This is a genomic window from Streptomyces cyslabdanicus (assembly GCF_052663305.1).
In genome coordinates, this window is the sequence record NZ_JBQRUW010000029.1 from 1 (window position 1) to 14,138 (window position 14,138).

Genomic DNA, 14,138 nt, shown 5'->3' on the forward strand with positions numbered 1-14,138 from the left:
CTTGTTGTCGCGCGCGTTCAGGTCGGCCTGGAAGTCGGGCTTGGAGTCGCCCGTGCACTTCACACCGGTGGCGTTGGTGATGGAGTTGCAGACCGCCTCCACCCACTCCTTGTGGCCGCCGTCCGCGTTGTACTGGATGGAGATGGCGTTGCCCGGAACGCCACCGCCCTCCTTGATGAGCGCCTTGGCCTTGGCCGGGTCGTACTTGGTGACGTCGCCGGCGGCGTTCGGCTGGTAGCCGAGGACACCCTTGGCGACCCAGCCGGTGGCGGGCTCACGCGTGCCCTGGAGCACGGTCTTAGTGATGGTGTCGCGGTCGATCGCCATCGACAGGCCCTGGATGACCTTGGGGTCGATGTTCTTCCACTGCTTGGTGTAGTAGGCGACACCGAGGGTCTGGATCGCCGAGTACGCCTGGTCCACCGCGCGGTCGCCAAGGTCCTGCTTGTAGACCGGCAGGTCCTTCGGCGCGATCTGACGGAGCACGTCGACGTTGCCGGACTTCAGGTCCTCGTAGGCCGTCTCGAGGTTGCTGTAGTTCTTGAAGACCACACCGCCGTTCTTGGCGGCGTTCGGGCCCTTGTAGTCGTCGTACTTGGCAACCTCGATCTGCTTCTTGTGCTGCCAGCTGACGAACTTGTACGGGCCGTTGCCGATCGGGTGCTCGCCCGCGGCCTGCGGGTCCTTGTAGAAGGACTCCGGCAGCGGGTCGAAGACCTCGTAGCCGAGCTTGTACACGTAGTACGGGATCGGCTTGCTCAGCGTGATCGTGAAGGTGCTGTCGTCCACGATCTTCAGACCGGACATCTTGTCGGCCTTGGGCTTGCCCTTGGCCGGGGCGACGTCGTCGTAGCCCTTGATGTCGGAGAACCAGAAGCTGTTGGTCTGCTTGTTCGCCGGGTTCGCCGCCCAGTTCCAGGCGTTCACGTAGGACGCCGCGGTCACCGGGGTGCCGTCGTGGAACTTCCAGTCGGGCTTCAGCTTGACCGTGAAGGTCTTGTTGTCCTTGGAGTCGATCGACTCGGCATTGACGTAGACGGTCTTGCCGCTCTGGTCGTAGTCGACGAGCCCGGAGAAGAGCGACTTGATGACAATGCTGCCGTTGGACTCCATGGTGTTCGCCGGCTGCAGCGGGTTCTGCGGCTCACCCACCTCGACCGAGAACTTGCCGCTCGGGTCGACCGCGGCCTTGCTGTCGCTGCCCTTGTCGCTGCCACCGCCGCTGCCGCCACAGGCCGTCGCGCCCAGCGCCACAACCGCGGCTATCGCAACCCACTTGGCGCTCTTGGCACCACGCATGGGGCTCCTCCTCATGAGTCCATTGGTTCACCGCATGGAGGGACACCTGACGCATCACCGTCACCGGTGCCTGAAATCGTCGGGTGGCCCTCCGCGCTCGTGAGTCGTCGCCGGCTGCAGCGCATGACATCCGAGCTCTACGCGCCTAACTATCTGCCATCCGAACGGGAACGAACCACACCTTCAAGGTTTCGGTTCGATCACACCTGCCGCGTACTTCTCCCAAAATCCGGACAAAGGGTTTCGTGAAAGATCGCAGCGAAACGGACTTGTTACACAACTATCGGGCCCCGTTGTCCGCATAGCGGACAACGGGAGAGGGAAAACCGGTTGCGCCGACCGGCGGGTGAGCCCATGGCGAAGCCGCCGGTGCCGTCTCACGGGCCGCGCGAGAGCGGCCCGGGCCGGGCGTTCCGGCCACCACGGCAACGGCGAAGCTCCCACAGGGGCGACCCCGAGGCCAGAACTGACGCCCCGTTATAGGGAAAACCCTGTACGGGCCCGTCGGTCGCCGACCGGCGGGAAACCGGGCGCCCACCCGCGTACTGCCGGGTGGGCGCACTGGAGCCGAGGGCAGGCCGGCGAGTCCCCGGCCGTCACTCAGCCGTGCTTGGCGCGGCTGGCGGCGCGGGCACGCTCACGCTGGTCGAGGGCGACCTTGCGGATGCGGACCGCCTCCGGGGTCACCTCGACGCACTCGTCGTCGCGGCAGAACTCCAGGGACTGCTCCAGGGAGAGCTTGCGCGGCGGGACGATCGCCTCGAACGAGTCGGCCGACGACGACCGCATGTTGGTGAGCTTCTTCTCCTTGGTGATGTTGACGTCCATGTCGTCGGAGCGGGAGTTCTCACCGACGATCATGCCCTCGTACACCTCGGTGCCCGGATCCACGAAGAGCACGCCGCGCTCCTGGAGGTTGGTCATCGCGAAGGCGGTGACGGCGCCGGAGCGGTCGGCGACCAGGGAGCCGTTGTTGCGGGTCTGGAGCGTGCCGAACCAGGGCTCGAAGCCCTCGTGGATGGAGTGGCCGATGCCCGTGCCGCGGGTCTGGGTCAGGAACTCGGTGCGGAAACCGATCAGGCCCCGGGAGGGCACCACGAACTCCATGCGGACCCAGCCGGAGCCGTGGTTGGACATGTTGTCCATCCGGCCCTTGCGCACGCCCATGAGCTGGGTGACGGCGCCCATGTGCTCCTCGGGCACGTCGACCGTCATGCGCTCGACCGGCTCGTACGTCTTGCCGTCGATCTCCTTGGTGACCACCTGCGGCTTGCCGATGGTCAGCTCGAAGCCCTCGCGGCGCATCTGCTCGACCAGGATGGCCAGCGCCAGCTCGCCGCGGCCCTGCACCTCCCAGGCGTCCGGGCGCTCGGTGTCCAGCACGCGCAGCGACACGTTGCCGATCAGCTCGCGGTCCAGGCGGTCCTTGACCTGGCGGGCGGTCACCTTGCGGTCCTTGACGGCCGCCTTCGCGTCGGCGCCCTTGCCGGTGCCGCCGCGGCCTACCAGCGGGGAGGTGTTGGTGCCGATGGTCATGGAGATCGCGGGCTCGTCGACCGTGATCAGCGGCAGCGCGACGGGGTTCTCGGTGTCGGCCAGCGTCTCGCCGATCATGATGTCCGGGATGCCCGCGACGGCGCAGATGTCACCGGGACCGGCCTTCTCGGCGGGCTTGCGGGTGAGCGCCTCGGTCATCATCAGCTCGGAGATCCGCACGTTCTGCACGGAGCCGTCGCGCTTGATCCACGCGACCGTCTGCCCCTTGCGCAGCTCGCCCTGCTCCACGCGCAGCAGCGCGATACGGCCGAGGAAGTTGTCCGCGTCGAGGTTGGTGACGTGCGCCTGGAGCGGGGCGTCCTCCTCGTACGTGGGGGCCGGGATGTGCTGGAGGATCGTGGAGAAGAACGGCTCCAGGCTGGTGGAGTCGGCGGGAACCGTCCCGTCCTCGGGCTTGGTGAGCGAGGCGATGCCGTCCCGGCCGCAGGCGTAGACGATCGGGAACTCGATCTGGTCCTCGTCGGCGTCCAGGTCCAGGAACAGGTCGTAGGCCTCGTTGACGACCTCGTCGATCCGGGAGTCGGGCCGGTCCGTCTTGTTGATGCAGAGGATCACGGGCAGACGGGCCTGGAGCGCCTTGCGCAGCACGAAGCGGGTCTGCGGCAGCGGGCCCTCGGAGGAGTCGACGAGCAGGACGACACCGTCGACCATCGACAGTCCCCGCTCGACCTCGCCGCCGAAGTCGGCGTGGCCGGGGGTGTCGATGATGTTGATCGTGATGGGGTCCCCACCCTCCTTGGGGTGGTACTTCACCGCCGTGTTCTTGGCGAGGATCGTGATGCCCTTCTCACGCTCCAGGTCGTTCGAGTCCATCATGCGGTCGTCGACCTGGTCGAGCTGGTGCGCGGCGAAGGCGCCGGCCTGCTTCAGCATGCCGTCGACGATGGTGGTCTTGCCGTGGTCGACGTGGGCGACGATGGCGACGTTGCGGATGTCGTGACGCGTAATAGACGCGGCCATATGAGGCGTACTCCCGAAGTGTGCGGACGACCTGCGCATACGTCGGTGTTACGCGGGCCCTGCCGGGCGGGACACGCCACGGCCTCAGTCCATGGTACGGGCCCTTCGGGGGCGGTCGATAAAAAGGGGCGGCCGAGCGAGCGCGAGAACGCGGAGCGTGTCCGCGTGATCACAAGTCGGTCTTGTCGCACAAAGGGCGGCGACCCCCTGGGCGAGGGGCCCTGGGGGTCGCCCGGCCGTGGTCCGCGGCCGTGGATTCCCGTTCTCAGCCCTTCGGCGACGCGCCGCCCGCCGCCCCTGCTCCCTTCTTCAGGAAGCCCATGTCCTGGTAGACGGGGGTCTCGAAGCCGAAGGCCCCGACGTTCGCGAGGTTCTTGCGGACAACCGTCAGCTGAGGGCGCTGGTAGAGGGGGATCGAGCCGGCCGCCGCCCAGATGCGGGCGTCGGCCTTGCGCAGCAGGCCGGTCTGCTCGTCCTCGTCCAGGGTGGCGACGGCCTGGTCGAAGAGCTGGTCGACCTGGTCGGTGCCGATGCGGGTGTAGTTCTGCTGGACGTTCAGGGAGCCGTCGGCGGCCGGCAGGGGCTTGGCGTAGATGGGGCGGGCGTCGGTGGCCGGCCAGGCGGAGGCGGGCCAGGAGTACAGCGCGAGGTCGAACTGCCCGGAGGCGATGTGGTCCCGGAAGTAGCTCTCGTCGGACACCTTGGTGATCTCCGTGCCGATGCCGACCTTCTTGAGCATGGCGGTCACCCGGTCGGCCACCTTGCGCAGCGTGTCCGAGCCGGGGCCCGAGGGAACCACGAAGCGCAGTGTGAGCGGCTTGCCGTTCTTGGCCAGCGGCCCCGCGGCGGCGCCGGGTGCCGGCGCGGCGGTGCCCTTGGGGGCGTAGGCGCCGGGCGGACCGCCCCGCGTGAAGTGGTCGTCGGCGTACTGCCGGCCGTCCGAGGCGAGCTGCCTGCCGCCGGGGCCGCCCTCCGCCAGGCCCGGCCCGCGCTGCTCCTGGTGGTCCCCATCGTGCTCTCCGGGTCCGGGTGCCTTGTCGTCGGCCCCGTGGTCGTCCTGGCCGCCGGTGTCCGTGCCGTCGCCGCCCCCGGCGGAGTTCTGCGAACCCTGGCCCTGACCGCCGGCCGCCTTGTCCCCCGTCTTGGGCTGCTCGGACTTCGCGGGCTTCTCGGCCGTCTTCTGCTCCTTGACCGGACCGGCCACCCAGCCGGCGTCCGCCAGCAGGTCGCGCGCCTGGGCGGCGTCCTGGTCGCCGAGGGCGTCGCTGTTGTCGGCGTAGGCCTCCTGCCCGGACAGGGCGAGGTGGCTGCCGACCGGGACCGCGGGCAGGCCGAGCGGCTTCAGGACGATCTCGGCGAGTTCCTTGCGGTTCAGCGCGTGCGCCACCGCCCGCCGGACGCGCTCGTCGGCCAGGGGGCCCTCGGAGCCGTTCAGGGCGAGCTGGGTGTACGCGGGCTCCAGCGACTTGCGCACCTGGAAGTCACGCAGCGACGCCTGCTGCCGCAGGTAGGTGCTGAGCGAGTCGCGCTGCTGCTGCAGCGCGAGGCGCTCGCGCTCGGCCGCCTGCTGGTCGGAGCCGTGCAGCACCGCCCAGGAGAGCAGCGCCCTGGCGGCGGTGCCGCTGCCGGACGAACCCGGGAAGGGGCTGCCGCCCCGGGCGCCGGAGGCCGTGATCCGCGGGACGTCGGCGGGGTCCACGTCGGCCACGTCCACGGACCCCTCGGTGAGGGCGGCGGCCCGCTTGTCGGGCGCCACCTCGTGCAGCACGAGCTCGGACAGCTTGGCCGGTCGGCCCCACCAGCGCGAGTTGCGGCCGAGGACGACGTCCTTGGCCTGGATGTCGATCTTCTGCACGGCGAACGGTCCGGCGCTGACCGCCAGCTTTCTGCGGGCGCCGTCGTTGAAGGCGTTCGCGGTGCCCATGACGTCCTTGGGGTACAGCGGCGAGAACAGCGAACGCCAGTCTGCGTAGGGGCGGGCGAAGGTGACCTTGACCTCGCGGTCGTCGGCGCCGCGCTCGACCTTCTGGATCCGGTCGTACCCGGCGTTGCGGGCGGTCCAGTACGCCGAGTCCTTGCCGGACAGAGCGCGCCACTGGGCGTCGAAGTCGGCGGCGCCGATCGCGCGGCCGTTGCTCCAGACGGCCTTCTTGTTGAGCCGGTAGAGGACGACCTGCTTGGGCTCGGTCTCGGCCACCCGGGCGGACTCCAGGTAGTCGGGATCGGCCTGCGGGTGGCCGTTCGCGTCGAGCCGGAACATGGCGGGCAGCACCGCCTGGGCGATGCGGGTGGTCCCCGCGTCGGCGTCCGCCTGGAAGGTGTTGAGCGTCTGCGGCATCGCGTCCACGGCCCAGCGCAGCCTGCCTCCGTCGGCGATCTGGTTGCGGGCGGCGGGCGCGATGTCCTGGGCGGCCAGCGGTTTGCTGCCCTCGTCGTCCGAGCCGCAGCCGGCGAGCAGGGGGACCGCGAGTGCGCCCGCGGTCAGAAAGGCGGCCGAGCGCATGACCGCGCGCGGGCCGACACCGTCGTAGGACATCTGTGCTACCTCCGTGGAGCCGCTCCCGCCGGTGGCACGGGTGGGGGTTGATCCCATTTGGCGGTATTTTGGTGTTCATCAGATCTACGGCCCACTGAAAAGGAAAGGGGTCGTCAGCCGGAGGCGACACGGCGGCGCGGGCCCGCAAGGCCACTCGTTCGGCGCAGACAGCCTCCGGCGCACTCGGAGCGCGTGCGGGCGTGCGCGTGGGGTGTGCGTTCCGCCAATCGCGGCACATCCCTTCCCACCGGCAGGTGTGACGCGCAACACTCGCAGGCGCATGAACGTTGCCGCCCAGGGCTGTACGCCCGTGGAAGCGAGGTCATGGCATGTCCGTGCACGACGACCTGACGTCGGTCCAACGCGCCCTCGACGATCTGCTGCGGTCGGTGAGCCGGCTCGAGCAGCAACTCGGCGACGGTCTTGAGATACGCCGCGTGCGCATCGACGCCGACCACCTGCGCGAGAGCGTCGCCCTGATGCGCGAGGTCTCCCGGGACCAGGCCGCCCCACAGCAGCCTCCGCTCGTCACCATCTCCGACGCGCCCTACGACATCTCCCTGTGGACGGACTCGGACGACGAGGGACTCGGCGCCCGCGACCGCCACGCCCCCTGAACCGGCTCAGGGTCTTCCGTTTGGATCAGGCCGGATCAGGGAGCGGGGTCTGGTGCCGTACATCGCAAGGCGGACGAGGACGGCAGGGCGGAGCCCTGCCAACCGACGACAACGCGGCTGGGGGTACCCCCTGCTCGAAGAGCTTGGGGGAGCGGTGCCAGACCCCGCGAGCCCGGCATGATCCAAACGGAAGGCCCTAGCCCGCGAGTGACCCGAAGGGGCTCGTCACCGGCTCCAGCAGCCCGGAGACGAGCCTGACAGGAAGGTGCGTCCCGCATTGGCCACAAGTACGGAACCCCCCGGCACACCACCCCATCCGCTCGGCGGCGGTGTCCGCTCCCCCGAGCGGGCCAGGATCGCCGCCCGGCATCTGCGGACCGACCGCTGGTGGCTGGCGCCCGCCGCCACCGCGGCCGGGCTGCTCGCGTTCGTCGTGTACTCGACCTGGCGGGCCTTCGCGAACGCGCACTACTACGCGGCGCCGTACGTCTCGCCGTTCTACTCGCCGTGCCTGGCGCAGAACTGCCGGACCATGCACGCAGGACCCAACGCCGACCTGTTCGGCAGCTGGTGGGCGATCTCCCCGGCGATCATCATCCTGATCTTCCCGCTGGGCTTCCGGCTGACCTGCTACTACTACCGCAAGGCCTACTACCGGGGCTTCTGGGCGTCCCCGCCGGCCTGCGCGGTCGCCGAGCCGCACCGCAAGTACACCGGCGAGACCCGCTTCCCGCTGATCCTGCAGAACATCCACCGGTACTTCTTCTACGCGGCGATCCTGGTCGCCGGCGTCCTGACCTACGACACCGTGCTGGCCTTCCGCGACCAGCACTACCGCTGGGGCCACATGGGCCTCGGCACCGTCGTCTTCCTCGCCAACATCGCGCTGATCTGGGCGTACACGGTCTCCTGCCACTCCTGCCGGCACATCGTGGGCGGAAAGCTCAAGCACTTCTCGAAGCATCCGGTGCGCTACCGCCTCTGGCAGTTCGTGAGCCGGCTGAACGCCCGCCACATGCAGCTGGCCTGGGCCTCCCTGTTCAGCGTGGCGCTCGCCGACTTCTACGTGTTCCTGGTCGCCTCCGGCGCCTTCGACGATCCGCGGTTCTTCTGATGAGTCCGACGAGTGAGGCCTTGTGATGTCCGTGGTGGACCGGCAGGAATGGGACGTCGTCGTGGTCGGCGCGGGCGGCGCCGGGCTGCGCGCCGCGATCGAGGCGCGCGAGCGCGGGGCGCGTACCGCGGTGATCTGCAAGTCGCTGTTCGGCAAGGCGCACACGGTGATGGCCGAGGGCGGCATCGCGGCGGCCATGGCCAACGCCAACGAGCACGACACCTGGCAGGTCCACTTCCGCGACACCCTGCGCGGTGGCAAGTTCCTCAACCAGTGGCGGATGGCCGAGCTGCACGCGCAGGAGGCGCCGCAGCGGGTGTGGGAGCTGGAGACCTGGGGCGCGCTGTTCGACCGTACGAAGGACGGCCGGATCTCACAGCGCAACTTCGGCGGGCACGAGTACCCGCGCCTCGCGCACGTCGGCGACCGTACGGGCCTGGAGCTGATCCGCACGCTCCAGCAGAAGATCGTCTCGTTGCAGCAGGAGGACCACCGGGAGACCGGGGACTACGAGTCCCGGCTGAAGGTGTTCCAGGAGTGCACCGTCACCCGGGTCCTGAAGGACGAGGAGGCCGGGAAGGACGGGGAGAGGGTCTCCGGGGTCTTCGCCTACGAGCGGGAGAGCGGCCGCTTCTTCGTGCTTCAGGCGCCCGCGGTCGTCATCGCGACCGGCGGCATCGGCAAGTCGTTCAAGGTGACGTCGAACTCGTGGGAGTACACCGGCGACGGGCACGCGCTCGCGCTGCTCGCCGGGGCGCCGCTGCTGAACATGGAGTTCGTGCAGTTCCATCCGACGGGCATGGTCTGGCCGCCGTCGGTGAAGGGCATCCTCGTCACCGAGTCGGTCCGCGGCGACGGCGGGGTGCTGCGCAACTCCGAGGACAAGCGGTTCATGTTCGACTACGTCCCCGACGTCTTCAAGGAGAAGTACGCCGAGTCGGAGGAGGAGGCGGACCGCTGGTACGAGGACCCGGACAACAACCGGCGCCCGCCGGAGCTGCTGCCCCGTGACGAGGTCGCCCGCGCGATCAACGCCGAGGTCAAGGCCGGCCGCGGCTCGCCGCACGGCGGGGTGTTCCTCGACGTCTCGACGCGGATGCCGGCCGAGGTCGTCCGGCGCCGGCTGCCCTCGATGTACCACCAGTTCAAGGAGCTGGCCGACGTCGACATCACGGCGGAGCCGATGGAGGTCGGGCCGACCTGCCACTACGTCATGGGCGGCGTCGCGGTCGACTCCGACACGGCGGCGGCCCGCGGGGTGCCGGGGCTGTTCGCGGCCGGGGAGGTCGCGGGCGGTATGCACGGCTCCAACCGGCTCGGCGGCAACTCGCTGTCCGACCTGCTGGTGTTCGGGCGCCGGGCCGGGTGGCACGCCGCCGAGTACGCACAGCGGGCGGCGCCCGGACGCCCGGCCGTGGACGACACCCAGGTGGACGCGGCGGCCGCGGAGGCGCTGCGGCCGTTCTCGGCGGAGGGCGAGCGGGGCGGGGAACCGGCGGACGGGCCGCCGGAGAACCCGTACACCCTGCACCAGGAGCTCCAGCAGACCATGAACGACCTGGTCGGCATCATCCGCCGCGAGGGCGAGATGGAGCAGGCGCTGAGGAAGCTCGCCGAGCTGCGGGTGCGGGCGCGGCGGGCCGGCGTCGAAGGGCACCGGCAGTTCAACCCCGGCTGGCACCTCGCACTCGACCTGCGGAACATGCTGCTGGTCAGCGAGTGCGTGGCACGGGCCGCGCTGGAGCGCACGGAGTCGCGCGGCGGGCACACCCGCGAGGACTGCCCGGCGATGGAGCGCGACTGGCGCCGGATCAACCTGCTGTGCCGGCTCACCGACCCGACGGGCGGGCTGGCGGCGACGGACCCCGTGCGCGGCCAGATCACCCTCTCCCGGGAGACCACCGAACCCATTCGCCCCGACCTGCTCGCCCTCTTCGAGAAGGAGGAGCTGGTCAAGTACCTCGCCGAAGAGGAGCTGTACGAGTGAGCAGCTATGAGGCCCGCTTCAAGGTGTGGCGGGGTGACGCCCGGGGCGGCGGCCTGGAGGACTTCGCGGTCGAGGTCAACGACGGCGAGGTGGTCCTCGACATCGTCCACCGGATCCAGGCCACCCAGGCACCGGATCTCGCCGTGCGCTGGAACTGCAAGGCGGGCAAGTGCGGTTCGTGCTCCGCGGAGATCAACGGGCGGCCCCGGCTGATGTGCATGACCCGCATGTCGGTCTTCGACCGCGAGGAGACGGTCACCGTCACCCCGCTGCGGACCTTCCCGGTCGTCCGTGACCTGGTGACGGACGTCGGCTACAACTACGCCAAGGCGCGCGAGGTTCCGGCGTTCGTCCCACCGGCCGGTCTCGGTCCCGGCGAGTACCGCATGTTCCAGGAGGACGTGGACCGGCCGCAGGAGTTCCGCAAGTGCATCGAGTGCTTCCTGTGCCAGGACGTGTGCCATGTCGTGCGCGACCACGAGGACAACAAGCGGGCGTACGCGGGCCCGCGCTTCCTGATGCGCGTCGCCGAACTCGACATGCACCCGCTGGACGCCGCCGCGGACACCGGCCTGGACCGCAGGCGCGCGGCCCAGGACGACCACGGGCTCGGCTACTGCAACATCACCAAGTGCTGCACGGAGGTCTGCCCCGAGGGCATCAAAATCACCGACAACGCGCTGATCCCCCTGAAGGAACGGGCGGTGGACCGCAAGTACGACCCGCTGGTGTGGCTGGGGTCGAAGATCGGGCGGCGGTCGTCGTAGGCCCTGCTCCCGGGGCGGTTCACGACCGGTGCGCCCAGCCTTCCCGGTACGCGGTCCAGTCGTCCTCCGTGGCGGCGAAGTCGACGTACAGGGCGACACCGAAGCGCTCGCGGCCCGCGTCCGTACGGGTCAGGCCGAGGCGGACGCCGCGGACGGCGGCGGGGACCGTCTCGGCGGCGGCGCGGTGGCCGAAGCGGTTGTCGTGGAAGAACGGCAGGCCCATCAGCAGGTCGGTCGTGGGCGGGGTGACCTCCAGGGCGAGGGAGGTCTGCTGGGCGACGTAGCCGCCGTACAGGCTCGGCAGCGGCTGCATGGTGTCGTACGACATCACGGCGATCTGGTCGACGCGGCGGGCGACCTGGGCGAAGTACGCCTGCGACCACCACTTGGGGTGGTTGGTGAGCGTCCCCCACAGGGAGTGGAAGGCGGGCAGCGGGTCGATCTGGTGGGCGGCGACGGACAGGGGGACGCCGTGGGCGCGGGTGACGGCGCGCAGGTCGTCGAGGAGGCCGAGGTAGTGGCGGTCGCCGGAGTGCAGCGGCTCCAGGTCGAAGTGGGCGCCGTCGAAACCGGCCGCCAGGATCTCGCGGGTGGAGGTGACCACGGCCGCACGCGTCCGGGCCCGTTCCAGTCGCATCCCGTCCGGGCTCTCGGTGGCCAGCTCGTCGCCGAGCCAGGCCTGCACGCGGACGCCGGGCAGCGCGCGGTGCACGGCGGGTATCAGCCAACCGGCCCGGGGATACGACGACTTGGGCAGGGTGCCGTCGTGTTCGAGTGGACCCGCGTGCACATACAGGTCGCGGATGCCGGTTCCGCGCAGCCGGCGGGCGAGGGCGGTGACGTCGGCGTCCTTCTTCCGGCCGTCCACCCAGGCATGGCCCAGCCAGATCGCGTCCTGGCCCCTGGTGTACGTCCCGTCGGCGGGGTCGCCCGAGTAGTTCACCCTCAGGGCGGTCTCGGCGGCGAGCAGCGGCAGAACCAGGAGCAGAACGAGGCCGAGGGCGATCCGGCGGACCCAGCGCAGAGCCCGCCGGGTCCGCCGGGCCGGACTCACGGCAGTGGACGCCACGTCCGCCGCGCGTCGCGCTCCGACGCCCTCGTGCCCGACGTCGGCCCCGCCCGCCGCGCCACCGACACCACGCACACCAGCCACACCCTCCGCACCCTCCGCACCCTCCACACCGGGGGCCTCCGGCCCGCCGGCGGAGTCGTCAGCGTCGGCGGTCTCCAGCCCACCAACGGAGCCCGCGCCGGACGCGCCCTCCCCACCGGCAGCCTCCCGCCCACCAGCGGAGTCGTCCGCACCTGACGTGCTCCTCGTGCCGGTGGCAGCGGCCCGGCCGGGTGTGCTCTGCGCGGCGGGCGTGCTCTGCGGTCCGTCGGGGTCTTGTCCGGCGGGTCTGTTCTTCATGCTGGTGTTCCCTCCCGTGGTGCCGTGTCCCGTGCGCACCACCAGTGCCGCAGCCCCGGTCGCGTGCCCGCTCGGGCGGTCATACGCTCCCGATGTGACGGCATCGGCGTTCCGGGCGGCCCGGCCGCGGTGCGCGGCCCGCCGCTGGTCGGGGCGGGTGGCGCGCACCGTGCTGGGCGGCGTGGCGGGCCTCGTGTGGCTGGTGCTTCCGGGGATGACGATCAACAGCGCTACCGCGGTTGCGCTGCCCGGGACAGCCCCGGTGACCGCCACCGCCGCACCGCGGCAGGACCAGACGTCGCCGGGCTATCTCGCCCTGCCGCTCGTGGTGCTGGGCACGGCGGGGGTGCTCGCCGGGTACGCGTACGTCCGGCGGACCCGGCGAGCCAGGACCCGTACGACCCCCGGTGGCGGTCCCGCCCCGCCGTCCGCGCCACGGCGTTCGCCGCCACCGCCACCGTCCGATGAACTCGACGCGCGGTCCGCAGAGTTGATCGTCCTCGCGGACGACTGGGTGCGTACCAGCCGGGAGGAACTCGGCTTCGCCGAGGCGCGATTCGACGCGTCGGCCGTCGAGCCGTTCGCGCGGGCGGTGCGGGAGGCGGAGGCGGAGCTCGCCGCCGCCTGCCGGATGCGGGAACGCTACGACCACGGTGTCCCCGAGGACGCGGCCGCCCGGCGGCAGGCGCTGGCCGGCGTGGTCGGGCGCTGCGAGGAGGCGGGACGGCTGCTGGACGCGGAGGCCGCCGCGTTCGACGAACTGCGCGGCCTGGAGCGGGGGGTGGCCGAGGCGCTGGAGGTCGCGGAGGCGCGGTTCCGGGAGCTGGCGGGGCGTGCGGGGGTCGCCGCGTCGACCGTCGCCGGGCTGCGCGAACGGTACGGGCCGGCGGCTGTCGCCTCCGTCACGGGCCAGGTGGAGCAGGCCAAGGACCGGCTGGTGCTGGCCACCTCCCGGCTGAACCGGGCCCATCAGTCGGCCGACGCGGGGAACCCCCGGGCGGCCGCCTGTCACCTGCGCGTGGCCGAGGGCGCGATCGCCCAGACCGCGGTGTTCGTGCACGGCGTCGAGCGGCTGGCCGAGGAGCTGTCGGTCGCCGAGCGCCTCGTACCGGCGGCACTCAGCGGCGCGGAGGCGGATCTGGAGGCGATCCGGCGAGCGTCCGAGTCCGCCGCGGCGCAGCTGGCCGGCGGGCCGGACCGCACGGCCGCGCCGAGCCAGGACGCCGCCGGCCCCGCGAGGCCTGCCGAGCCCCCGGAGCCGCCGCGGCCGGCACCCCGCGCGCAACCGGAGGCGGCCGCCGCCTCCGACACGGCACCCGTCCTCGTGCCGGGCGCGTCCTCGGCGGTCGTCCCGGTCGACGTCGCCGTCGGTGAGCTGCGCGCCCGTGTCACGCACGCCGATCTGGAGCTGGCCCGGGTACGCGCCGAGCCGGGCACGGGACCGTACGACCCGCTGGACGCGCTGCGGCGGATCGTCCGGGCGACCGCGCCGGTCGGTACCCGGCGGGCCGGCGTCCTGTCGGCCGCCGAGGAACTCGTCGCCCGCAGCGCCGTCGCCGCCGCCGACGACTTCGCCGGCACGCACCGGGGCGCGGTCGGCGCCACGGCCCGCATCCGGCTGGCGGAAGCGCTGCGCCTCCTCCCGACCGACCCGCAGACCGCCGACACCCTGGCCCGCCGGGCCCGCGCCCTCGCCGAACAGGACGTACGCCTGCACGGCAACCCGTGCGCCGCCACCACCGACCCGTCCGCCGGCGCCACCGCTGCGGTGCTCGGCGGCATCCTCCTGGCCGAGGACCCCGACGGGGGCCCGCCCGCCTGCTACGGCGGCCCGCGGACGCGGAGGCGCCGCCGCCCGGGACCGGCGTAGGCGGTGGCCGGGCCGGGCGG

At 71.4% G+C, this 14,138-nt stretch carries 10 protein-coding genes; 6 read left to right on the forward strand and 4 right to left on the reverse strand.

Annotation, left to right across the window (positions count from 1 at the left end):
- The 3 genes from ACTYVM_RS18390 to ACTYVM_RS18400 all read right to left on the reverse strand — a co-directional run.
- Window positions 1-1,299, reverse strand: a 1,299-nt coding sequence (locus tag ACTYVM_RS18390) for a peptide ABC transporter substrate-binding protein (RefSeq protein WP_445526926.1), incomplete at its 3' end; no start/stop codon positions are given.
- A gap of 600 nt (window positions 1,300-1,899) precedes the next feature.
- Window positions 1,900-3,816, reverse strand: a complete 1,917-nt coding sequence (typA, locus tag ACTYVM_RS18395) for a translational GTPase TypA (protein ID WP_445526927.1) — start codon at window positions 3,814-3,816, stop codon at window positions 1,900-1,902.
- Window positions 3,817-4,081: 265 nt separating this feature from the next.
- Window positions 4,082-6,352, reverse strand: coding sequence for an ABC transporter family substrate-binding protein (locus tag ACTYVM_RS18400; RefSeq protein WP_445527012.1), 2,271 nt, complete (start codon window positions 6,350-6,352; stop codon window positions 4,082-4,084).
- A gap of 329 nt (window positions 6,353-6,681) precedes the next feature.
- On the opposite strand from ACTYVM_RS18400, the gene ACTYVM_RS18405 reads away from it, so the two are divergent.
- The 4 genes from ACTYVM_RS18405 (at window position 6,682) to ACTYVM_RS18420 (ending at window position 10,837) form a co-directional block, all read left to right on the forward strand.
- Entirely contained in the window at window positions 6,682-6,969 is a 288-nt protein-coding gene (locus tag ACTYVM_RS18405) for an Rv0250c family protein (protein ID WP_445526928.1), read from the forward strand.
- 277 nt (window positions 6,970-7,246) lie between these two features.
- Window positions 7,247-8,083 (forward strand): succinate dehydrogenase subunit SdhC, encoded by an 837-nt coding sequence (gene sdhC / locus ACTYVM_RS18410; protein WP_445526929.1) that lies wholly within the window; start codon window positions 7,247-7,249, stop codon window positions 8,081-8,083.
- Window positions 8,084-8,108: 25 nt separating this feature from the next.
- Window positions 8,109-10,070 (forward strand): fumarate reductase/succinate dehydrogenase flavoprotein subunit, encoded by a 1,962-nt coding sequence (locus ACTYVM_RS18415; RefSeq protein ID WP_445526930.1) that lies wholly within the window; start codon window positions 8,109-8,111, stop codon window positions 10,068-10,070.
- Window positions 10,067-10,837, forward strand: coding sequence for a succinate dehydrogenase/fumarate reductase iron-sulfur subunit (locus ACTYVM_RS18420; protein ID WP_445526931.1), 771 nt, complete (start codon window positions 10,067-10,069; stop codon window positions 10,835-10,837). The genes ACTYVM_RS18415 and ACTYVM_RS18420 overlap by 4 nt, the downstream gene beginning before the upstream one ends.
- A gap of 19 nt (window positions 10,838-10,856) precedes the next feature.
- On the opposite strand, the gene ACTYVM_RS18425 is transcribed toward ACTYVM_RS18420, so the two are convergent.
- Window positions 10,857-11,906: a glycoside hydrolase family 18 protein gene (locus ACTYVM_RS18425; protein ID WP_445526932.1), complete on the reverse strand. Its 1,050-nt coding sequence runs from the start codon at window positions 11,904-11,906 to the stop codon at window positions 10,857-10,859.
- A 30-nt stretch (window positions 11,907-11,936) separates the two neighbouring features.
- Between ACTYVM_RS18425 and ACTYVM_RS18430 the strand changes: the two genes are divergently transcribed.
- Both ACTYVM_RS18430 and ACTYVM_RS18435 read left to right on the forward strand, forming a co-directional pair.
- A complete protein-coding gene (locus tag ACTYVM_RS18430; RefSeq protein WP_445526933.1) occupies window positions 11,937-12,146 on the forward strand; it encodes a hypothetical protein in 210 nt (69 codons plus the stop codon).
- A 196-nt stretch (window positions 12,147-12,342) separates the two neighbouring features.
- Window positions 12,343-14,118, forward strand: a complete 1,776-nt coding sequence (locus ACTYVM_RS18435) for a hypothetical protein (protein ID WP_445526934.1) — start codon at window positions 12,343-12,345, stop codon at window positions 14,116-14,118.
- Window positions 14,119-14,138: the final 20 nt, after the last annotated feature.